20 protein-coding genes are annotated in these 21,592 nt (G+C 60.0%); 11 read left to right on the forward strand and 9 right to left on the reverse strand.

From position 1 onward, the window contains the following. Positions 1–12 precede the first annotated feature (12 nt). The 5 genes from pstA (at position 13) to GQX66_RS22230 (ending at position 5,741) form a co-directional block, all read left to right on the forward strand. Positions 13–1,683, forward strand: coding sequence for a phosphate ABC transporter permease PstA (pstA, locus tag GQX66_RS22210; RefSeq protein WP_085747944.1), 1,671 nt, complete (start codon positions 13–15; stop codon positions 1,681–1,683). An 82-nt stretch (positions 1,684–1,765) separates the two neighbouring features. Beyond that, a complete protein-coding gene (gene pstB / locus GQX66_RS22215) occupies positions 1,766–2,599 on the forward strand; it encodes a phosphate ABC transporter ATP-binding protein PstB (protein WP_007954333.1) in 834 nt (277 codons plus the stop codon). A gap of 124 nt (positions 2,600–2,723) precedes the next feature. Next, positions 2,724–3,485, forward strand: a complete 762-nt coding sequence (gene phoU / locus GQX66_RS22220; RefSeq protein ID WP_007954334.1) for a phosphate signaling complex protein PhoU — start codon at positions 2,724–2,726, stop codon at positions 3,483–3,485. A 177-nt stretch (positions 3,486–3,662) separates the two neighbouring features. After that, a complete protein-coding gene (locus GQX66_RS22225; protein ID WP_240871467.1) occupies positions 3,663–4,619 on the forward strand; it encodes a response regulator in 957 nt (318 codons plus the stop codon). A 225-nt stretch (positions 4,620–4,844) separates the two neighbouring features. Beyond that, positions 4,845–5,741 carry a M23 family metallopeptidase gene (locus GQX66_RS22230; protein WP_240871470.1) on the forward strand — a complete coding sequence of 299 codons (897 nt, stop codon included), beginning with the start codon at positions 4,845–4,847 and terminating at the stop codon, positions 5,739–5,741. Between the two features lie 6 nt (positions 5,742–5,747). On the opposite strand, the gene GQX66_RS22235 is transcribed toward GQX66_RS22230, so the two are convergent. From GQX66_RS22235 to phoB, 3 genes are all read right to left on the reverse strand, one after another. Then, positions 5,748–7,088 (reverse strand): hemolysin family protein, encoded by a 1,341-nt coding sequence (locus GQX66_RS22235; protein WP_007954342.1) that lies wholly within the window; start codon positions 7,086–7,088, stop codon positions 5,748–5,750. Positions 7,089–7,199: 111 nt separating this feature from the next. Continuing rightward, positions 7,200–8,486, reverse strand: a complete 1,287-nt coding sequence (gene phoR, locus GQX66_RS22240; RefSeq protein ID WP_240871512.1) for a phosphate regulon sensor histidine kinase PhoR — start codon at positions 8,484–8,486, stop codon at positions 7,200–7,202. 74 nt (positions 8,487–8,560) lie between these two features. Next, entirely contained in the window at positions 8,561–9,250 is a 690-nt protein-coding gene (gene phoB / locus GQX66_RS22245; protein ID WP_007896474.1) for a phosphate regulon transcriptional regulator PhoB, read from the reverse strand. Positions 9,251–9,401: 151 nt separating this feature from the next. Here phoB and GQX66_RS22250 point away from each other — a divergent pair, with 151 nt between their 5' ends. Continuing rightward, complete coding sequence (locus GQX66_RS22250) at positions 9,402–9,785, forward strand: hypothetical protein (RefSeq protein ID WP_240871477.1); 384 nt, start codon at positions 9,402–9,404, stop codon at positions 9,783–9,785. Positions 9,786–9,848: 63 nt separating this feature from the next. Here the strand turns inward: GQX66_RS22250 and ubiA are convergent, their stop codons facing one another. Both ubiA and GQX66_RS22260 read right to left on the reverse strand, forming a co-directional pair. Next, positions 9,849–10,739, reverse strand: a complete 891-nt coding sequence (gene ubiA, locus GQX66_RS22255) for a 4-hydroxybenzoate octaprenyltransferase (RefSeq protein WP_240871479.1) — start codon at positions 10,737–10,739, stop codon at positions 9,849–9,851. After that, positions 10,739–11,290: a chorismate lyase gene (locus GQX66_RS22260; protein ID WP_240871483.1), complete on the reverse strand. Its 552-nt coding sequence runs from the start codon at positions 11,288–11,290 to the stop codon at positions 10,739–10,741. Before GQX66_RS22260 ends, ubiA begins: the two co-directional genes overlap by 1 nt. Positions 11,291–11,489: 199 nt before the next feature. Here GQX66_RS22260 and GQX66_RS22265 point away from each other — a divergent pair, with 199 nt between their 5' ends. From GQX66_RS22265 to GQX66_RS22275, 3 genes are all read left to right on the forward strand, one after another. Beyond that, on the forward strand, positions 11,490–11,657 hold the full coding sequence (locus tag GQX66_RS22265) for a rubredoxin (protein WP_007954349.1): 168 nt from the start codon (positions 11,490–11,492) through the stop codon (positions 11,655–11,657). A 21-nt stretch (positions 11,658–11,678) separates the two neighbouring features. Continuing rightward, positions 11,679–12,827, forward strand: a complete 1,149-nt coding sequence (locus GQX66_RS22270; protein WP_129972436.1) for an FAD-dependent oxidoreductase — start codon at positions 11,679–11,681, stop codon at positions 12,825–12,827. Positions 12,828–13,017: 190 nt separating this feature from the next. After that, complete coding sequence (locus tag GQX66_RS22275; RefSeq protein WP_003213368.1) at positions 13,018–13,293, forward strand: HU family DNA-binding protein; 276 nt, start codon at positions 13,018–13,020, stop codon at positions 13,291–13,293. Positions 13,294–13,427: 134 nt separating this feature from the next. Here GQX66_RS22275 and GQX66_RS22280 read toward each other — a convergent pair whose 3' ends face one another. From GQX66_RS22280 to tssI, 4 genes are all read right to left on the reverse strand, one after another. Then, positions 13,428–13,676, reverse strand: a complete 249-nt coding sequence (locus tag GQX66_RS22280; RefSeq protein ID WP_236187597.1) for a hypothetical protein — start codon at positions 13,674–13,676, stop codon at positions 13,428–13,430. A 233-nt stretch (positions 13,677–13,909) separates the two neighbouring features. Next, entirely contained in the window at positions 13,910–14,581 is a 672-nt protein-coding gene (locus GQX66_RS22285; RefSeq protein WP_129972435.1) for a DUF2931 family protein, read from the reverse strand. Positions 14,582–14,749: 168 nt separating this feature from the next. Then, positions 14,750–15,418: a DUF2931 family protein gene (locus GQX66_RS22290; protein ID WP_129972434.1), complete on the reverse strand. Its 669-nt coding sequence runs from the start codon at positions 15,416–15,418 to the stop codon at positions 14,750–14,752. Beyond that, entirely contained in the window at positions 15,411–18,770 is a 3,360-nt protein-coding gene (gene tssI, locus GQX66_RS22295; protein WP_240871486.1) for a type VI secretion system tip protein TssI/VgrG, read from the reverse strand. The genes GQX66_RS22290 and tssI overlap by 8 nt, the downstream gene beginning before the upstream one ends. 715 nt (positions 18,771–19,485) lie before the next feature. Here tssI and tssA point away from each other — a divergent pair. Together tssA and tssB are read left to right on the forward strand one after the other, a co-directional pair. Beyond that, a complete protein-coding gene (tssA, locus tag GQX66_RS22300) occupies positions 19,486–21,048 on the forward strand; it encodes a type VI secretion system protein TssA (RefSeq protein ID WP_102688427.1) in 1,563 nt (520 codons plus the stop codon). A 32-nt stretch (positions 21,049–21,080) separates the two neighbouring features. Continuing rightward, positions 21,081–21,584, forward strand: coding sequence for a type VI secretion system contractile sheath small subunit (gene tssB / locus GQX66_RS22305; RefSeq protein WP_003229587.1), 504 nt, complete (start codon positions 21,081–21,083; stop codon positions 21,582–21,584). The last annotated feature ends 8 nt before the right edge of the window (positions 21,585–21,592 follow it).

Here is a 21,592-nt window from a genome sequence, read left to right on the forward strand (position 1 = left end):
AGGTAGAAGTCTGTGAAACAGAACTCCCTGAAAGGATGGTTCAAGAGCGGCGCCCCCGGCGTCTGGATCAGCGGCGGCGCGGTGTCCATCGCGGTCATCATGACCATTGGCCTGCTGGCGGTGATCGCCGTGCGCGGTCTGGGTCACTTCTGGCCGGCGGATCTGATCCACGCCAGCTATGACGTACCGGGCCAGGGCCAGCATCTGGTCGTGGGCGAAGTGGTGCAGAAAGAAGAAGTGCCGCGCGCCCGTCTGAAGAGCGCCGGCCTGCCGGTGCCGGACGAAGGTCCGGAATTCATGACCCGCGAGCTGATCAAGGTCGGTAACCGTGACCTGAATGGCAACGACTTCACCTGGATCGTCGGCGAGTGGCTGACCAACCAGACCACGCCGGTGGAACTGATGGCGCTGGAGCGTCGTGAGTGGGGCAACTTCTACGGCTACCTGGTCAACGTCAAACAGGACGGCAAGGTGATCGCCGAAGGCGAAGCCGCCTGGCCTGAGCTGCAAGCGCGGATCGATCGCGTGAACAAACTTGCCGCCCAGCTCAAGACTCTGGAAAAAGTCGATATCGGTGCGATCAACGCCGGCCTCGAGCGCATCCGTCTGCACGGTCGCAAGCTGGAGCTGGAAGGCAAACTCGACGCCACCGCGCAAGCGGACATGGAATCCGAGCGCGCCGAGCTGAACGCCCGCTATCAGGACATCGAAGCCCGTCTGGCCGATCTGCACGCGCAGTTCAACCGTGACGCCTTGACCGCTCGTGATGCGAACGGCAAGGAAATCGAAATCGGCCTGGGCAAAGTGGTTCACGCCTACCAGCCGAACGCGATGGGGACGTTCACCAAGATCGGTTTCTACTTCAGCAAGGTCTGGGAATTCCTGTCCGACGACCCGCGTGAAGCGAACACCGAAGGCGGGATTTTCCCGGCGATCTTCGGCACCGTGATGATGACCCTGATCATGGCGATGATCGTGACCCCGTTCGGCGTGCTGGCGGCGGTGTACCTGCGTGAATACGCCAAGCAGAACACCCTGACCCGGGTGATCCGGATCGCGGTGAACAACCTGGCGGGTGTTCCGGCCATTGTTTACGGCGTATTTGGTCTGGGCTTCTTCGTCTACGTGCTGGGTGGTTCGCTCGACCGTCTGTTCTTCCCGGAAGCGCTGCCGGCACCGACCTTCGGTACGCCGGGTTTGCTCTGGGCTTCGTTGACTCTGGCGCTGCTGGCGGTGCCGGTGGTGATCGTGGCCACCGAAGAAGGTCTGGCGCGGATTCCTCGCACCGTGCGTGAGGGCTCGCTGGCTCTGGGCGCGACCAAGGCTGAAACCCTGTGGAAGATCGTTCTGCCGATGGCCAGCCCGGCCATGATGACCGGCATGATCCTCGCCGTGGCTCGCGCCGCCGGTGAAGTGGCGCCGCTGATGCTGGTGGGTGTGGTGAAACTGGCGCCGTCGCTGCCGGTGGACGGCAACTACCCGTACCTGCACCTGGATCAGAAGATCATGCACCTGGGCTTCCACATCTACGACGTCGGCTTCCAGAGCCCGAACGTCGAGGCCGCGCGGCCGCTGGTATACGCCACGGCGCTGTTGCTGGTACTGGTGATCGCCACCCTGAACCTGTCGGCGGTGTACATCCGTAACCACCTGCGCGAGAAGTACAAGGCGCTGGACAGCTGATCGCCGTCACAAGAATTGAAGGGCTGTCGGCCTAAATACCGGCAGCCAACCGAACCGAATTTGTTAGCACAGGGGATCTCCCATGCAGCACGAAACACATACCCACGGCATCAACATGTCTGCCCTGGGCCGCGACAAGCAGAGCCTGAACCTCGAGCAGGAAACCGTGGCCATCGAAGTGCCGGGCCTGAGCCTTTACTACGGCGAGAAACAGGCGCTGTTCGATGTCAGCATGAACATTCCGAAACAGCGCGTGACCGCCTTCATCGGCCCGTCCGGCTGCGGCAAGTCCACGCTGCTGCGCACCTTCAACCGCATGAACGACCTGGTGGACGGCTGCCGCGTCGAAGGCGCGATCAACCTGTATGGCAACAACATCTACCGCAAGGGCGAAGACGTGGCCGAGCTGCGTCGCCGGGTCGGCATGGTGTTCCAGAAGCCTAACCCGTTCCCGAAGACCATCTACGAGAACGTGGTCTACGGCCTGCGCATCCAGGGCATCAACAAGAAACGCATCCTCGACGAAGCCGTCGAGTGGGCACTGAAAGGCGCGGCACTTTGGGACGAAGTCAAAGACCGTCTGCATGACTCGGCCCTCGGACTGTCCGGTGGTCAGCAACAGCGTCTGGTGATCGCCCGTACCATCGCCGTGGAACCGGAAGTGCTGCTGCTCGACGAACCGTGCTCGGCCCTCGACCCGATCTCGACCCTGAAAGTCGAAGAGCTGATCTACGAACTCAAATCCAAGTTCACCATCGTCATCGTGACCCACAACATGCAGCAGGCGGCGCGGGTGTCCGACTACACGGCGTTCATGTACATGGGCAAACTGGTGGAATTCGGCGACACCGATACCCTGTTCACCAATCCGGCCAAGAAGCAGACCGAAGACTACATCACAGGGCGATACGGCTAGCCGTACAGCTGCAAGCGGCAAGCTTCAAGCGGCAAGTTAGAAGCGATGCGGCAGGGAACACCACATAACAGCTTGCAGCTCGTAGCTTGCAGCTCTTGGTTAAACGCTTTTTCGGAGCGAACGCATGATTTCCAAAGAAGGCCTCACTCATCACATTTCCGCGCAGTTCAACGCCGAACTGGAAGAAGTGCGCAGCCACCTGCTGGCCATGGGCGGGCTGGTCGAGAAGCAGGTCAACGACGCGGTCACCGCGCTGATCGAGGCCGACTCGGGCTTGGCCCAGCAAGTGCGCGAGATCGACGACCAGATCAACCAGATGGAACGCAACATCGACGAAGAATGCCTGCGCATTCTGGCCCGTCGTCAGCCGGCGGCCTCCGACCTGCGTCTGATCATCAGCATCTCCAAGTCGGTGATCGACCTTGAGCGCATCGGCGACGAAGCGACCAAGATCGCCCGGCGTGCGATTCAGCTGTGCGAAGAAGGTGAAGCGCCGCGTGGTTACGTCGAGGTTCGCCACATCGGCGACCAGGTGCGCAACATGGTGCGTGATGCGCTGGACGCCTTTGCCCGCTTCGACGCCGATCTGGCGCTGTCGGTGGCCCAATACGACAAGATCATCGACCGCGAATACAAGACCGCCCTGCGCGAGCTGGCGACCTACATGATGGAAGACCCGCGCTCTATCTCGCGGGTCTTGAGCATTATCTGGGTGCTGCGTTCGCTGGAGCGGATCGGCGACCACGCGCGCAACATCTCGGAGCTTGTGATTTACCTGGTGCGCGGCACCGATGTGCGCCACATGGGCCTCAAGCGCATGAAGGAAGAAGTTGAAGGGACAAGTGGCGAAACCGCTAATGTTCCGGGCGATGCTGACGATAAGTAAGATTGCCTGAGAAAAGCGCCCGGCCCTTTGGCCGGGCGTTTTTGTTTCTGCTTTTCATGGGCAGAACCGAATTAAAAAGCAGCACCCGCGAACGAAAAGTCCCGGCGTGACTGAAGAGTTTTGGCAATGTGCCATCAGCCAGCGTTATGCTTGCCGGGATTTTAATAGGGGTGTTGGATGAGCAAGATCAGTGTGTTGGTCGTGGACGATGCATCGTTCATTCGTGACCTGGTGAAAAAGTGCCTGCGTAATTACTTCCCGGGGATCCGCACCGAGGACGCCATCAACGGCAAGAAGGCCCAGGCCATGCTGGCCAAGGAAGCGTTCGACCTGGTGCTGTGCGACTGGGAAATGCCGGAAATGTCCGGCCTCGAACTGCTGACCTGGTGCCGTGAGCAGGACAACCTCAAGACCATGCCGTTCATCATGGTCACCAGCCGGGGCGACAAGGAAAACGTCGTGCAGGCGATCCAGGCCGGTGTTACCGGTTACGTCAGCAAGCCGTTCACCAACGAGCAACTGCTGACCAAGGTCAAGCAGGCCCTGAACAAGGTCGGCAAGCTCGACACTCTGATGAACAGCGCCCCGACCAAGATGAACTCGGCGTTCGGCAACGACTCTCTGAGCGCGTTGACCGGCGGCAAGGCTGCCGTGGTTGGTTCCGCAGCGACGGCTGCGGCAGTGAATCCGTTTGCCAAGCCTGCCGCTGCGGCCCCGGCACCTGCCGCCGCGCCACAGCGTGGCCTGCTCAACAGCCCGCCCGTGAAAGCCCCGGCAGCCTCCAGCGCTCCGGCCGGCGGTCGCGGTCAGGGTCAACTGCGCCTGCCAAGCGGCACCCAGCAATGCGTGATCAAGGCCCTGAGCATCAAGGAAGCGCTGCTGGTGGTGAAACGCACCGACACCCTGCCGCAGATCCTCGATAGCGCCGTGCTCGATCTGGAGCAGGGCGACAACGCCGAAATCGCCCGCCTCAACGGCTACCTGCACGCCGTCGTTGCCCACGAGCCGAAACCCGACAGCGACTGGCTGCAACTGACCTTCCGCTTCGTCGACCAGGACGCGCAGAAGCTCGACTACATCTCCCGCCTGATTGCTCGCGGTACGGCGCAGAAGCACTTCGTTCCGGGCGCATAATCTTCGTCGCCTGACATTGATCGTTCCCACGCTCCGCGTGGGAATGCCTCAAGGGACGCTCTGCGTCCTCACGCATGGGACGCAGAGCGTCCCGGGCTGCATCCCCACGCAGAGCGTGGGGACGATCATCTCCTGCACCTGCCAATTTGAAACATCTGTCGACTAGCCTGGTCTGCTTCAGCTGCTAGGCTCATTCCCAGGCCTTACTCGACAGAACTTTCGCCCATGCCCCTGCGCCTGCTGTTTTTCTGTGGTCTGTTCATGGCCTCCACCTCGACTGTGGCCATGACGATCTACAAATCCACCGATGCCAACGGAGTGGTTTCGTACAGCGACCGTCCGAGCAAAGGCTCCCAGGTGTTCGTGTTTCAGGACCGGATGGTCGAGCGCCTTGAGCGCCAGGTCTATCTCGACATCAAGAAGCAGAAGGGCGCGGACGTGGTGTTCGTGCGCAACGACCTGTACGCGCCAGTCGAGGTTGCACTGGCGTTTACCGGGATGAGCAACGTGCGCGGCGCTCCCGCTCAAACGATCCGTCGGGTGCTGCCGGCGCGCAGCAATACGCGGCTGGCGTTGCTGACGGCGGTGTCCGGTGGCAAGCCGCTGGTGTACACGCCGATGTTCCAGTATTCCCTCGGTGACCCTGCTGGCGCGGCTCAGGGCTATCGCTATCCGTTTCCGTGGCGAGGCGGTCCGTTCCGTCTCAGCCAGGGCGCCAATGGCGATTACAGCCACTTCGGGCCGAAGAACAAATACGCGATGGACATCGCCATGCCGGTCGGTACGCCGATCATTGCGGCGCGCGCCGGAGTGGTGGTGAGGACCGAAAATTCCCAGAACGGGCGCGGCACCGATCCGTCCGGCAACTTCGTGCGGATCCTGCACGACGACGGCACGATGGGCGTGTACCTGCATCTCAAGCAAGGGTCGGTGAGTGTGCGCGAGGGGCAGCGGGTGACGGTGGGCAGTCCGCTGGCGCTGTCCGGCAACACCGGCAACAGCAGCGGCCCGCACCTGCACTTTGTGGTGCAGCGCAATACCGGAATGGGGCTGGTGTCGATTCCGTATCAGTTCAACCAGCCGCTGGGGGCGTTGCCCAACTTTGCGTTGGGCAAGCAGTAAACCCCGTCAGTCGAGCATCAGCACCTTGGCCAGAATGATCTTCGGACCTTTCATTTTCTTGATGATGATCCGCAGGCCTTCGACTTCCAGCACTTCTTCCTCTTCCGGCACCCGTTTCAGGGTTTCGTAGATCAGCCCGGCGAGGGTTTCGGCTTCGATGTGATCGAGGTCGATCCCCAGCAGGCGCTCGACCTTGAACAACGGCGTATCGCCCCGTACCAACAGTTTGCCCGGCTGGTAGGCGAGGATGCCGCGCTCGGCTTTGCGGTGTTCGTCCTGGATATCGCCGACCAGCACTTCCAGCACGTCTTCCATGGTCAGGTAGCCGATGATGTTGCCGTCGGCTTCTTCAACCACAGCGAAGTGCGAGCCGCCCTTGCGGAACTGCTCCAGCAGCTGCGACAGCGGCATGTGCCGGGAAACGCGCTCCAGCGGGCGGGTCAGTTCGGCGAGGTTGAACGACTCGGGAATGTGATCCAGCGCCGCCAGTTCCAGCAGCAGGTCTTTGATATGCAGCAGGCCGACGAATTCTTTGCGCTCGCTGTCGTACACCGGATAACGGCTGAACTTGTGGCGACGGAACATCGCCAGGATCTCTTTCAGCGGGGCGTTGAATTCGAGGGTGATCAGGTCTTCCCGGGAGTTGGCCCAGTCGACCACTTCCAGCTCGCCCATTTCCACCGCCGAGGCCAGCACGCGCATGCCCTGGTCGCTCGGGTCCTGGCCACGGCTGGAGTGCAGGATCAGTTTCAGTTCTTCACGGCTGTAATGGTGCTCGTGATGCGGGCCGGGTTCGCCTTGTCCTGCGATGCGCAGGATGGTGTTGGCGCTGGCGTTGAGCAGGTAGATCGCCGGGTACATGGCCCAGTAGAACAGGTACAGCGGCACCGCCGTCCACAGCGACAGCAGCTCGGGTTTGCGGATCGCCCAGGATTTGGGTGCGAGTTCGCCGACCACAATGTGCAGGTAGGAGATGATGAAGAACGCGGTGAAGAACGAGATGCCTTTGACGACTTCGGCCGATTGCACGCCAACCGCGCTCAGCAGCGGTTCGAGAATGTGTGCGAACGCCGGCTCGCCGACCCAGCCCAGGCCCAGGGAGGCGAGGGTGATACCGAGCTGGCAAGCCGAGAGGTACGCATCGAGCTGACTGTGTACCGTGCGCAGGATGTGCCCGCGCCAGCCGTGCTGCTCAGCGATGGCTTCGACCCGGGTCGAGCGCAGTTTGACCATGGCGAACTCCGCCGCAACGAAGAAGCCGTTGAGCAGAACCAGGATCAGAGCGAAAAGAATCATGCCGAAATCGGCGAATATGGTTGCGAGGGACAAGCCAGGGGAAGGGTCCATGATGGAGTTTTGCGGGTTCCGTGTGATTCGAAAGAAAGAAAAATCCGCACCTGAAAGGCAGGCGCAAGTTAGCCAATGTAGCGGCTGACCTGGCGATTGCCTAGTCCGGCATTACTCAGCGGCGCTGATGACCCGTGCCTGAGCGACCTGCGCCGGGGCGAAATGGCAGGTGAAGGTGCTGCCGTGACCGGGCACGCTGCTGATCTCCATCCGTGCGCGATGGCGCAGCAATACGTGTTTGACGATGGCCAGACCCAGGCCCGTGCCGCCGGTGTTGGAGTTGCGGCTGGAGTCGACGCGGTAGAAGCGTTCGGTCAGGCGCGGCAGGTGTTTGCTGTCGATGCCGATCCCGGAATCCTGCACGCTGAGGTGTGCGCCTTGATCGTCGCCCCACCAGCGAATGCGGATATTGCCTTCGGCCGGGGTGTATTTGACCGCGTTGAACACCAGGTTGGAAAACGCACTACGCAGTTCCGCCTCGCTGCCCTTGAGCAGAATGCGGGTGTCGGCTTCCAGGGTGATTTTCTGATTCTTCGATCCTGACAGCTGCTGGGCGTCGCTCTTGATCGACTGCAACAAGTTGTCGATGTGCACCGGCTGGTTGTCCGACGGGTAATCGGTGGCTTCCAGCTTGGCCAGCAACAGCAAGTCGTTGAGCAGGGTCTGCATTCGTCCGCCCTGTTGCTGCATCTGCTGCAGCGCGCGGCTCCAGCGCGGGTTCACTTCCTCGACGTTGTCGAGCAGGGTTTCCAGGTAGCCGCAGATCACCGTCAGCGGGGTGCGCAGCTCATGGGAGACGTTGGCAATGAAGTCTTTGCGCATCTGTTCCAGCTGATGGATGCGCGTGACGTCGCGGACCAGCATCAGGTGCTCGTTGTTGCCGTACCGCGTGAGGTACAGCTGGATGCGTACGCGATCGTTGGTCGGCGAGGGGATTTCCAGCGGTTCGGCGTAGCTTTCCTGCTCAAAGTACTCCTTGAAGCGCGGATGCCGGACCAGGTTGGTCACCGGTTGGCCGCTGTCTTGCGGGGTCTTGAGGCCGAGCAGGGTTTCGGCGGCGCGGTTCCACCATTCCAGGTTGCCGTCGCTGTCGAGCATGATCACCGCATCTTTCAGCGCAGCGGTGGACTCCTGAACGCGGTCGATCACCGCTTGCAGGCGTCCGCGTACCCGTTGGTCGCGGCGTTGCAGGTGGTAGATGCTGTCGAACACCTCGCCCCACAGGCCATAGCCGTCGGGCGGTGCTTCATCGGGTTGGTGCAGGCGCAGCCATTCGTGCAGACGCAGCAGTTGCTTGAGCGTCCAGGCCAGGTACAGGCCCAGTCCCGCCGCCAGACTCCAGCCGTAGTAGCCGGTGATCAGGCCGATCACCAGGCAGCCGGTGACCAGCAACAGCATGTGGCGAATCAGGGTGCCATGCCAGTTTTGGTTCACGGAAAATGCGGTCCTTGTCTACGGGGCTGGCGCTCGGCTCAGGCTTTGGTGGAGAACCGGTAGCCGGTGCCGCGCACGGTTTGTACCAGATTTTCGTAGGCGTCGCCGAGGGCCTTGCGCAGGCGCCGGATGTGCACGTCGACGGTGCGCTCTTCAACATAGACGTTGCCGCCCCAGACCTGGTCCAGCAACTGGCCACGGGTGTAGGCGCGTTCCTGGTGGGTCATGAAAAATTGCAGCAGACGGTATTCGGTCGGGCCCATCTCGGCAGGTTTGCCGTCGATGGTCACGCGGTGGCTGATCGGGTCGAGCAGCAGGCCGCCGACTTCGATCGGCGCTTCGCCATCGGTCGGGCCGGCGCGACGCAGCACAGCCTTGAGGCGTGCCACCAGCTCGCGTGGGGAAAACGGTTTGGTGATGTAGTCGTCGGCGCCGACTTCCAGGCCCTGAATCTTGTTGTCCTCTTCGCCCTTGGCGGTGAGCATGATGATCGGGATGTCCCCGGTCAGCTCGTCACGCTTGAGGCGGCGGGCCAGCTCGATGCCAGAGGTGCCGGGCAGCATCCAGTCGAGCAGGATCAGGTCCGGTTTACGGTCGACGATAATGGCGTGGGCCTGCTGCGAGTTCTCTGCCTCGAGGCAGTCATAGCCGGCCATTTCCAACGCAACGGCGATCATTTCGCGAATGGGCGCTTCGTCGTCGACGATCAGAATGCTCCTGCCAACCATGCCTTAATCCTCTTGTCATTTAACTGTCTTGCGCCGCATTAGATAACGGAATTATTGCAGTCGTGTGACAGTATTTTAGTCCGGCGGCGATTGTGCGAATCCTGAACTAAGCTCTAAGTCCGAATCCTGACAACCACAAGAGAAGGTTTCCATGACTCAAATGACTGCTTCCTTTAAGGCTTTGCTGATGGCTGCCGCCCTGACTCTGCCTGGACTGGCGATGGCGGCCGAGCCGGCCATGATGAAAGATGGAATGATGGTCGACCACAACGGCATGACGCTTTACACGTTCGACAAGGACAGTGGCGGCAAGTCGATGTGCAACGGCGACTGCGCCAAGAACTGGCCGCCGCTGATGGCTCCCGCAGGTGCCAAGGCCGAAGGCAAATGGACGGTGATCAAGCGCGATGACGGCATGATGCAGTACGCCTACGACGGCAAACCGCTGTACACGTTCGTGAAAGATGCCAAGCCGGGCGATATGACCGGCGACAAGATGAAGGACGTGTGGCACGTGGTTCACGAGCACAAGTAAGTCACCGGCAGTGAAGCAGGATCGCGGCCCGCAGGCATAGCCTCGGGCCGCGACTCCTTGAGATCAGCGCAACGCGTAATCCAGCACGATCCCGACAAAAATCGCCAGCCCGGCCCAGTGGTTGTGCAAAAACGCCTTGAAGCAGCGCATCCGGTCCCGGTCGCGGGTGTACCAGAATTCCCAGGCATAGCACCCGGCCGCCACCAGCAGGCCGAGGTGGAACCAGATCCCCAGCTCGAATTTCGACCCCGCCAGCAGCAGACAGCCCAGCGACAGTACCTGCAAGGTCAGGATGATCACCCGGTCGGCATCGCCGAACAGGATCGCCGTGGATTTCACGCCGATCTTCAGGTCATCGTCGCGGTCGGTCATCGCGTAATAAGTGTCGTAGCCCACCGTCCACAGCAGATTGGCGATCCACAGCAGCCAGGCCGTTGCCGGCAACTCACCGGTTTCGGCGGTGAACGCCATCGGCATCCCCCAAGAGAACGCCGCGCCCAATACCACTTGCGGATAGTAGGTGTAGCGCTTCATGAACGGATAGGTGAACGCCAGCGCCAGACCGCCGAGCGACAGCCAGATCGTCGCCGCGTTGGTGCACAGCACCAGCAGGAAACTCACGCCCATCAGCAGCGCGAAAAACACCAGCGCCTCTTTCGAGCTGATCTTGCCGGCAGCAATAGGCCGCTGCGCAGTGCGTTTGACGTGGCCGTCAACCTTACGGTCGGCCCAGTCGTTGATCACGCAGCCGCCGGCACGGGTCAGGATCACGCCGAGGACGAAAATCACGATATTGGCCAGCGATGGCGAGCCTTTGCCGGCAATCCACAGGGCCCAGAGCGTCGGCCACAGCAGCAGGTAAATGCCGATCGGCTTGTCCATCCGGGTCAGCTGGATGAAGTCCCAGGCGCGCGGGTTCAAGCGATTCAGGGATTTGAGCAGGCTTTGGTACATCAGCAGTTCTCCGGACGGGCGCGGACGGCTTCCCACAGCGTAGGCAGGAAAATCTCCGCCACCAGTACGCTCAATGCCCCACGGTCGAAACGCGAGCGCCGTCCCCACAGACCGGCAGCCCGGGAACCTTCTGGCAGCCAGTGCTCAGGGTAATGACAGACTTCAATGGCGCGCCGCTGGAACGCGTGATCGCAGAACAGCAGTTCGCCCAGTGAGCGGCTGCCCAGTTCATCCATGTGCAAGCCGTCGCCCTGCAAGGCACTGCGCGACGCCACGCTGCGGGCGAACACCCAGGCCTCACCATGCCCGCGCAGATACACCTCGCGCACCCAGCCTTCGCTGCCTTCGGCCAGGTCCAGCGCCGCGCATTCGTCGTCGCGCAGGGTCTGCCAGCCTTCGAACAGCGGCGTCACGCTGAAGCCGTCATCGGACAGGCGCGTCAGCCGGCGGGTCAGGGAGCCTTCGTCGAACAGCCAGTCGAGCGTGGATGTGTCGGGGAGGGGGGGCAGTTCGCTTTGCGGGCGCCACAGCGGAGCGTTTGTGTGTTGCACAATGAGTCATTATTGGCAGCAAATGAGGCGGCGAGCTTACCATGGCGAGCCGCGAGTTTGATTGATCCGGGTCGCCGCTGCGCCGAACAGGCTTGCATCTGCCCGGCCCGATCAGTACAAAACGCCCTGAGCCGGACGGCAGCGCTGCACCATCGACCGTCCGCGCCGGCTAAAGCCTGAACCCTGAGGAAGTACCTGAATGAAAAAGTGGCAATGTGTGGTCTGCGGCCTGATCTACAACGAAGCCGACGGCTGGCCGGATGACGGCATTGCGCCGGGCACCCTGTGGCAGGACGTGCCGGAAGACTGGCTGTGCCCGGACTGCGGCGTCGGCAAGATGGACTTCGAAATGATCGAAATCAACTGAGAAAACACTGAGGAGTAGGGCATGAGCGCACCTGTCGTAATCGTTGGCACCGGGCTTGCGGGTTACAACCTGGCTCGCGAGTTTCGCAAACTCGATGGCGAAACCCCGTTGCTGCTGATTACCGCCGATGACGGTCGCTCCTACTCCAAGCCGATGCTGTCTACCGGCTTCGGCAAGAACAAGGACGCCGACGGCCTGAGCATGGCCGAACCGGGTGCCATGGCCGAGCAGTTGAAGGCCGAAATCCGCACCCACACCCGCATCAGCGGCATCGATCCGGGCCACAAGCGTTTGTGGATCGGCGAAGAAGCGGTGAGCTATCGCGACCTGATCCTCGCCTGGGGAGCCGAAACCGTACGCGTGCCGATCGAAGGCGATGGCGGGGATCTGGTGTTCCCGATCAACGATCTCGAAGACTACGCACGCTTTCGCGCAGCAGCGGCCGGCAAGCGCCGAGTGTTGCTGCTCGGTGCGGGGTTGATCGGCTGCGAGTTCGCCAACGACCTGATTCTCGGCGGCTACGAGGTGCAACTGGTTGCACCGTGCGAACAGGTGATGCCGACCCTGCTGCATCCCGCTGCGGCGGCTGCGGTGCAGGCCGGGCTGGAAAGCCTCGGCGCGCGTTTCCACCTCGGCCCGGTGCTGACTCGCCTGCAAAAAGTCGCTGACGGACTGGAAGCGCACCTGTCCGACGGTCAGGTTGTCCCGTGCGATGTGGTGGTCTCGGCCATCGGCCTGCGCCCGCGGATCGATCTGGCGGCGGCCGCCGGCATCCAGACCAATCGCGGCGTGGTGGTCGACCGTCATCTGCAAACCTCTCACGCCAACATTTACGCCCTGGGCGACTGCGCCGAGGTCGACGGGCTGAATCTTCTGTACGTCATGCCCCTCATGAGTTGTGCGCGAGCGCTGGCACAGACCCTGGCCGGCAACCCGACCGTGGTGAACTACGGACCGATGCCGATCACCGTGAAAACTCCGGTCTGCCCGCTGGTGGTTTCCCCGCCGCCACGGGGCCGCGAAGGCGTCTGGACGGTCGAAGGGCAGGGCGCCGACGTCAAGGCGCTGTGCCACGACGCCGAAGGGCAATTGCTCGGTTACGCCCTGACCGGCGCGGCGGTGATGGAAAAACTCGCGCTGAACAAACAGCTTCCGGCCTTGCTGGCGTAAATACCGGTCGTTCTGTCGGAATCACCCCGCTTTTGCCCCCACAAACGTCGCGGGGAGACTGGCGCCGCCCTTAACCGCGTGCCATCCTCACTCCCGTCTGCCGCAGAGTAGAGCCTGCGGCGCCTTGGGCGCTGTTCCAACGAGAACAGCACGGACATAACAACAAAAAACCGTCAAAGGGGCTTCACTAATGCGTAAACCAGAACTCGCCGCTGCAATCGCTGAAAAAGCGGATCTGACCAAAGAGCAGGCCAACCGCGTTCTCAACGCCGTTCTCGAAGAAATCACCGGCGCCCTGCACCGCAAGGACAGCGTCACGCTGGTGGGCTTCGGCACCTTCCTGCAACGCCACCGCGGTGCCCGCACCGGCAAAAACCCGCAAACCGGTGAACCGGTGAAGATCAAGGCCAGCAACACCGTTGCGTTCAAGCCAGGCAAATCGTTGAAAGACAGCGTCAATCCATAATCGCGGCGAACGCCCGGTCAGCCGGGCGCGCTGCATGAAAAATGGGCATACCGATTGCGGTCGGATGCCCATTTTTTTGGCTGATGGCGAGCCGAGCTGGTCTTGGTGGATCGTTATGGGATTCGTCTAGCCGGTTACCCGTAGGTGGCCAGCACCATTCTGGCGAACTCGTTCTTGCTTGGCTGGTGTCCATAAGATTTCAGGTATTTACGCCACTCGGACTCGAGTATGGGACTTTCGTATTCGCCCTCCGTCGCCAGATGCGCAGCTGCATCGTCTATCAAGGCTTGGGTGTAATGTTTCGAGGGGCCGTCCGAACTGGCGTCTGAAGTTGAAATGAACGGTCCAACCGTTGTGAATAGCAACCCGATCCCGGTCAGCATCGAGAACTCCAAGGGGCCACCGTTCAATAGGCATCCAAATCCGATGCAGCCCTCAGCACGAGCAGAGGTGCTGGTTGTGAGCGTTAGCATGACAACCAAAGCGCATCCAAACCCTGATATTGATCGTTTATTGTGTCTGCCGCTCATGATGGTTTAACGCTCCCTGACGTTACTTATGGATCCCTTTGTTCAGTGATTGCAGATTGGCAAGTGACTGGAGGGGGTGAGATGCCTTACCAGCTCCCGAAGGGGATGCCGTATTTTTCGATGTAGGTTTTGGACTCCGGTGAAAGAGGTAGCGCGTAGCGTCCTCCATTTTTCCCTTGATACGGCCCCTGCTTGACGATGCTCCCTTCAACCCGAGTTATCTCGACAGACTTGAGACAAGGCGCTCCCAGCCAGACCTTGGCGATGCCGCCGGGCGCCAAGCCAATACCTATGCGGTCGCGGTAGTCTGTGATCCATTTGCCATCCAGTCTGCAAAAAGCCTTTTCCGGTTTGCGCATGATTTCCCGCGCGGACTCGGGAATAACAATGTAGGCCTCGTAGGTTTGAGGCTCTGCCAATGATTGCCATCGCACATAGATCAAGCGGGGAAGATCGGCACCGGTGACGTCACGTCCGGCGCCGCTGCCGGGGCTGTCAGGCCATCCTGCGGGCTTGCCCTTGTTGTCGGCGGGGGTGTTCACCGAGGCAATCCCGGCGCCGGCGCGTTTGAATACACGTTCGCGGATATCCACCACGTCGGCCGTTTCAATCCAGACCTCCATGTAGGCGGGTGCACCGAAGCCAAGATACCAGGGCTGTTTGGTGATCGGCTGTGCATTGCTTGGAGTGCAGAGCAACAACAGCAATCCGAAGATGAAACCTGTTTTTTTTTTGATGGGACGAGTGGGTTTATTCATGGGGGTGCACCACTCGTTGTTTGTCTTTTGTCGGTCGGTTTATGAAAACAATGCTCATGTCGCTGTTGTTGAAATCTTTGGCTGCGTTCCAGTGCGCAGATAGGTGGACATAGCGACTGCGTAACGAAAATGAACGGTCGCACCACTGAATGAAGGGGATGTGATGCCTTACCAGCTCCCGAAGGGGATGCCGTATTTTTCGATGTAGGTTTTGGATGCATCTTTGAGAGGGCGATGTTGACCTCCGGATTTACCGTCATAGGGACCTTTGGGATTGATAGTTCCTTCGACTCGGGTAATTTCGACTGGCTTCAAGCACGGCCCCCTCAGCCACACCTTGGCAATGCCGCCAGGCGCCAAGCCAATAGTTACGCGGTCGCGGTAATCCGTGATCCATTTGCCATCCAGTCTGCAGTAAGCCTTTTCCGGTTTGTGCATGATTTCCCGAGCAGATTCGGGAATCACAATGTAGGCCTCATAGGTTTGAGGCTCTGCCAAGGATTGCCAACGCACATAGATCAGGCGGGGGAGATCGGCTCCGGTGACGTGACGCCCCGAGCCGCTACCTGGGCTTTCTGGCCAGCCCGCAGGCTTGCCCTTGTTGTCGGCGGGGGTGTTTACCGAGGCAATCCCGGCGCCGGCACGTTTGAACACACGTTCACGTATATCCACCACGTCTGCTGTTTCAATCCAGACCTCCATGTAGGCTGGTGCTCCGAAGCCAAGATACCAAGGCCGTTTGGTGATTGGTTGTGCGTGGCTTTGACTGCAAAGTGCCAACAGCAATCCAAAGACCAACCCCGTGTTTTTTTTGATGGACCGAGTGAATTTATTCATGGGGGTGCACCACTCGTTGTTTGTCTTTTGTCGGTCGGTTTATGAAAACAATGCTCATGTCGCTGTTGTTAAAGTCCTTGGCTGCGTTCCAGTGAGCAGAAAGATGGATATAGCGACTGCGTAACAAAGCCCGTTCTTTGATGGTCAGTCTCTCAACGGATGAATTTCCAAGCGCATAAGCCTCAAGTTTGGTGTGGATCGGGATCAGTTCCTCAGGCAGCGAAAGTTTTGAATCATTTTTGTCAATCGCTTCAAATGGCACACCATGTCTGACCCCCAGCTCACGCATGATGCGTAAATAAACCAGCGACAACTCACCGTGTATCGGGCGTTCAATCATGGCCGCAGCATAAACCCGCTTCTGGGGATCCGATGTGGATCTGCCCCTTTCCAATCGTTGAATGACAGGGGCTTCCCAGAGTGCAACCCGCAGTTGATTGCCTGGAGCGTCATCTTCGATGACGCCTTTCGTATACCAGGCAAACGCCTCCTTTTCGGCAGCGACATAGGCTGCGCTGCGGGTCGCTTCCTTGCTTTGGCTGATGGTGCTGGTGATCGGACTGCTCAACAGAAGTTTCTCCCTGGCTCTGGGCAGATAACCACCTCCCAGATCCGAGTGGGCGCCGGGTAATACCAGATCAATCTCACCCAGGCTGTTAAGGGCAAAGTTCTCGCGATGTTCATCACGCGCCACCAAGTGCACCACTTTGTTGGCGCAACCCTCCGGCAGCTTCAAGTTCAGTCCCGGATTTCTGCTGTTGGCGCCAGTGAAGTCGAGCAACCATGGATTGGCGATTGCCGCGACGGTATCAAACAGACCAATGAAATTGATGCTGATACTGGATTGTGAAACCCAGTCAAAGCTACTGACCAAGAACGGAGAGCCCGCTGGCAACGCCTTTGCGAGAATGCTGCGCTTGCCTTTTAGCACCTCGTTTGCGAAGTGCCGTGCAGCGGCGGCGCCTCGACTGAAACCGAAAATATCGAATTCGATTCTTTCTATTAGCGTGTTGGGGTTGCTATCAATCAGTGACCGAATTTGCTCCATGATTTTTTCAGGGCTCTGCTCCACACGAGCCAGAACACCCGTTTCGCCTCGGCCGGTTGCCTGTGCGTAAAGTGAGTCGTCTCCGTCAGCGGTTGTACCGATGCCTTCGATGTATACGCGCAAAGAAGCCTGTTTCGTGTTCTCTGGTAATACGTCAAAGGCATGGTCTGTATACAGCTCATGCAACCGCACGATATTGCTTACATCATTGCCGTAGCTGTTATCCGGTGAGTTGCCATTTCCGTCATAGCCATAAGCGGCGCAGTGCTTCTGAATCTCTTCGGCTGCCTCCGCCAGATTGGCATCTGGCGCATAGCAAGCCGCGACCGTTTCGCTGTTGGCCTTGTTGTTCCCCGTCCCATCGAAAAACACGCCGATCCGCAAGGTGATGCCGGCAGGCATTTCATCTTCCAGTTCAACTTCTTCCTCCTCTTCTTCGAGTTCGGCGACTTCCGGGTCTTGAGTGGATGAGGCCGTCAGTCCGGCCGCCAAGGCTCCCGCCATTGCGGCTTCTGGATGATCAGCGGCTCCGCTGGCGGACGTCTTTCCTCCCGCCACCATCTCGGTACTGCTGAAGATCCCGCCGCTGTCGATCACGATGTGGTGACCGCCCGCCTTCAGCGTGATGCTGGCGCCGGCATCCAGCACCACGCTGGCGCCGGCCTTGATCTGCACCTGCTGGCCCGCCTCGACGGTAATGATTTTCCCGGCCGTCGTCTGGCTGCTGCCCTGGATGCTTTCCCAACGATCGCGCCCGACCGCCAGCCGGCTGTCATGGAGAACCTGCCGCTCCATGTCGCGCTGGGCACGCAGGTAGACCAGTTCCAGTCCGGCGCGGTCTTCAATCGTAAATTCGCTGTAGCCGCCGGTGTCAGGCGAGCTGCGACTGCGCAGCACGGTTCGGGTCTTGTGCTCGGGCAGTTTGTAAGGCGCGGGCGTGACCTTGTTGATCACGCAGCCGGTAATCAGCGGCTTGTCGGGATCACCTTCCACGAAGGTCACCACCACTTCCGTCCCGATGCGGGGGAGGGTGACGACACCGAAACCGTTCCCGGCCCAGCTCGACGAGACCCGCACCCAGCAACTGCTGCGCTCACTGTTTAATTCGGTCCGGTCCCAGTGGAATTCGACTTTTACGCGACCGAACTCATCGCAGTAGATCTCTTCGCCTTTGGGGCCGGTCACCCGGGCGGTCTGGCTGACCAGTGGTAGCCTGCGTGCGGGAAGCGGCGGACGGAAAACTACCTCGGCCGGAATGGCGTGGAAGGTGTTGCGATAGCCTTGGGTAAAACCGTCCGCCGATTGAGTTTCGCTGCTAACCGACTCTTCGAGCACTTGCGGCTGCCGCCCGGTGTGGCTGATCCCGAGCAGCAGCCACAGATCGTTGCATTTCTGGCGAGGGTGTTCGGTCAGTTCAAGCAGATGGCCGCAGCGCAAGGTAGGTTGGTTGCTTTGACCCTCTGCCATTTCATAGTCTGCGCGATGGCGCTCCAGGGCCTGACGGGCCAGTTGCTTGCCACGCTTTTCGTTGGCCAGCGGCAACGGGTATTGGTAGTCCTCAAGCGTCGGGGTGAATTCGGCGCTGAAGCGGCTTTCGATTAAAAGCGTCGGTCGCCTCAGGTCATAGTCGCGTCGCGTGACCCGGCTTGTCCGGGTGGCGGCGCGCAAGGAAAACCTGCTGACTACTGGATATTCCGGGACCATCCCGCTATCCCGGCGATAGGGTGTGGCGCGCAATGTCGGGAGGAACACCGAGTCATCGGTGAACACCAGCAAATGGCCTTGCGCGGAGTGCTGGTGATGCCAGGCGATTCCGTCCTCGGCACACACGCGCTGAATGAACTCGAAATCGCTTTCGTCGTATTGGGTGCAGTAATCCCGTGCTGCTAGGGGCTGGACATGGAAGGTGAACGCATCGGCGAGGATGCCGTGTCGCTTGAGTGTTTGCGTGATGATCTGCGGGACAGTCTGCCCCTGGTAAATCCGTTGATCGTGACTGAACTGCAAATAGTGGAGGCTCGGCACCAGTATCAGGCGATAGTGGGTCAGGCGTTTTCCCGACTCACCCGCCAACACATCGTCGATGCGTCCATGAATGCCTTCACCGTTCAGGCCGAACTGCAGGAAGGCAGGCTGACCGAGCAGGCCTTCCATATCGAAGTCGGGGTCTTCACTGACCAGTTCGACGTGGATGGCATAAAGGGTGCTGATGGTCTCGGTGCCTTCGAAGGCCAGCACCTTGAAGTCGTTGCGAACAGCGGGAATCTGCAGCGTAAAGCGCGCAGAACTGACAGCTCCAGACATACGCTTGTCCTTAAGCAGAGAGGGGAAGACGGCGTGATGTCGAAACCCTCCCTGGTCAGCGCACGCGAACATTGGCCGGCACGCTAACAAGGCGTTAAACAGATTTATGTAAGAAGGATCGCTTGTTTAAGTCGGAGCTTTCCGGGTTGTAAAACAACGTGGAAATTGTGGGAAATGGCTGTGAGAAACTGACGGCGAATGATTGGAATCCTGCGTAATAGTCTTATGCAGGCAAGGATCCAGGACTATTAAACATATAAATGCCATCAAATTGATGGCACTTTTAATGTTGTCTGTTGTCGCCAGTCATTTGTTAATAAATGGCGGTGTATTTTCGGAAGCGTCCTACTTCAAATTTTTTCGGGGTTTGTCATGCTTTCGCCGCTTACTTATGGAACGAGCGTGCAGATGTTCTCGATGCCGCGCGCCGGCCGCTCTGGCCCAATGCTTTCGGAAGGGATAGGCTTAAAAGTGAAATATAAAGGGACATCAGGGAATCCCCTGTCACATATAGGGCGATCTCCTACAGCGCCCAATGAACAGTTCGTCTTGTTGTTTAATCGGATGCTTGCTAGTGGCCATCATAGTGATTACGATGCGCGCACTTGAAAGAGCAAACACTCAATTGGATGAGTCTTCCGACTGCTCTTCGATACTGTCCCGCGCCGCTGCAACTCCAATAGGCGCACGACCGTAATCCTAATAAAGGCCATGGATGTCCTACTCAAGCAAACTTTCCGCCCATTACCTCGAACTCGCTAAAGTCTCTGTTTCCAAAGAGAATTTTGCGGGCGAAGACGTTCGTTTCTCGAGCGAATTCGAGGCCTTGGAAAGCGAGCTGGCCAAAGCCTCGTCGATGCACGAAAGCGGGCAGATCGACTGGCTGAAAATTCGCGAAAACAGCGAAAACCTCCTGCGTACCCAATCCAAGGATTTGCGTGTCGGCGCCTGGCTGACCTGGTCGCTGTACCAGCGTGAATCCTTCCCCGGCCTGCTGGCCGGCCTCGGTTTTCTGCACCATTTGTCGGAAAACCACTGGGCCGAGATTCACCCGCTCAAACCCCGCACCCGGGCCGCCGCCATCGGCTGGCTGGTGCCGCGTCTTGAGCAGGTGATCACCGAGAACATCGCGATCAAGGAACAGCTGCCGATGTTCCGGCAGTTGTCCGAGCATCTGTCCGGTCTCGACGCCGCCTGCACCGAGCACCTGGGCGATGATGCGCCGCTGCTGCTGCCGCTTTCTCGCCGCCTGAAAACCATGATCCAGCGTGCCGCTGACAATCAGCCGGCACCCGGCGTGGTGGGTGCGGCGGTGGCGCAGGTCAAGCAGGCCGCCAGCCAGTTACTGGCTCCCGGTGCGCCGATTGACAACGAAAAAGAAGCCCATAAAGCCCTGCGCGCCCAGCAGGAAAGCGCCCGCCCGCTGTGCGCCTGGTGGCTCAAGCAGAAAGCCACCGACCTGCGCGCGCTGCGCCTCAACCGCACCTTGCTGTGGATGACGATCGATGCGGTGCCCGAGCGCAACGCCGAGCAGATTACCGTGCTGCGCGGGTTGCCGGTCGACAAGCTCAAGCAGTATCAGGACCGCTTCGATCAGGGCAAATATGCCGACCTGCTGGTGGAACTGGAGGCGAGCCTGGCGAAGGCGCCGTTCTGGTTCGATGGCCAGAGGATGGTCTGGGAATGTCTCCAGAACCTCAACGCCGAGCTGGCCATGCGCGAAGTGGAAATCCACTTCGCGCTTTTGATTCAGCGCCTGCCCGGCATCATCGAGCTGCGTTTCCATGACGGCGCGCCGTTCGCCGATCCGTCCACCCGGGCGTGGATCGCCGGCAACGTCATGCCGCACCTGCAAAGCGCCAGCGCGCCGCGCAAGGTCGAGACCGAGAACGTCGAAACCCAGCCAGCCTGGGAAAAGGCCTTGGAGGAAGTCCAGCCGATCCTGCGCAAGGAAGGCCTCAAGCCTGCCGTGCAGATCCTCAAGCAGGGTCTGCAATCGGCGCACGGCGGGCGCGAACGCTTCTTCTGGCAGTTCGCCCTCGCGCGGCTGTGCTTCCTGGCCAAGAAATACGAACTCGCCAAGAACCAGCTCGAAACCCTCGATCAGACATTACAGGACTCAGGCCTGCACGCCTGGGAGCCCGATCTTGCATTGGAAGTGCTGCACCTGCTGCACAGTTGCTGCGAGTTGTTACCGCAGAACCATGCCGTACGTGAACGCAAGGAAGAGATTTATCGCAGGCTGTGCCACCTCGACCTCGAAGTGGTACTCGAATAGGCCCCAGGGCCACAACCGCAAGGAGAAAAGCCATGGCCAAAGAAGGCTCGGTAGCCCCCAAGGAACGCATCAACGTCACCTTCAAACCCGCCACCGGCGGTGCTCAGGAAGAGATTGAACTGCCGCTGAAGCTGCTGGCAATCGGTGACTACACCCACCGCAAGGACGATCGCAAGATCGAGGATCGCAAGCCGATCAGCATCGACAAGATGACCTTCGACGAAGTGCTGGCCAAGCAAGAGCTGGGTCTGACGCTGAGCGTGCCGAACCGTCTGCAGGAAGATGGCGAGGCCGACGAGCTGGCTGTGCAACTGCGCGTCAACTCCATGAAGGACTTCAACCCGGCCAGTCTGGTCGAGCAAGTGCCTGAGCTGAAAAAACTGATGGAACTGCGCGACGCGCTGGTGGCCCTCAAAGGCCCGCTGGGTAACGCACCTGCGTTCCGTAAAGCCATCGAAGGCGTGCTCGCCGACGATGAATCCCGCGGTCGCGTACTCGGTGAGCTGGGCCTGAACGCCGCAGCTCCGGACGCTTGAGACTCCAG

This window comes from Pseudomonas sp. B707 (assembly GCF_022496685.1).
GTDB classification, from domain to species: domain Bacteria; phylum Pseudomonadota; class Gammaproteobacteria; order Pseudomonadales; family Pseudomonadaceae; genus Aquipseudomonas; species Aquipseudomonas paraglycinae.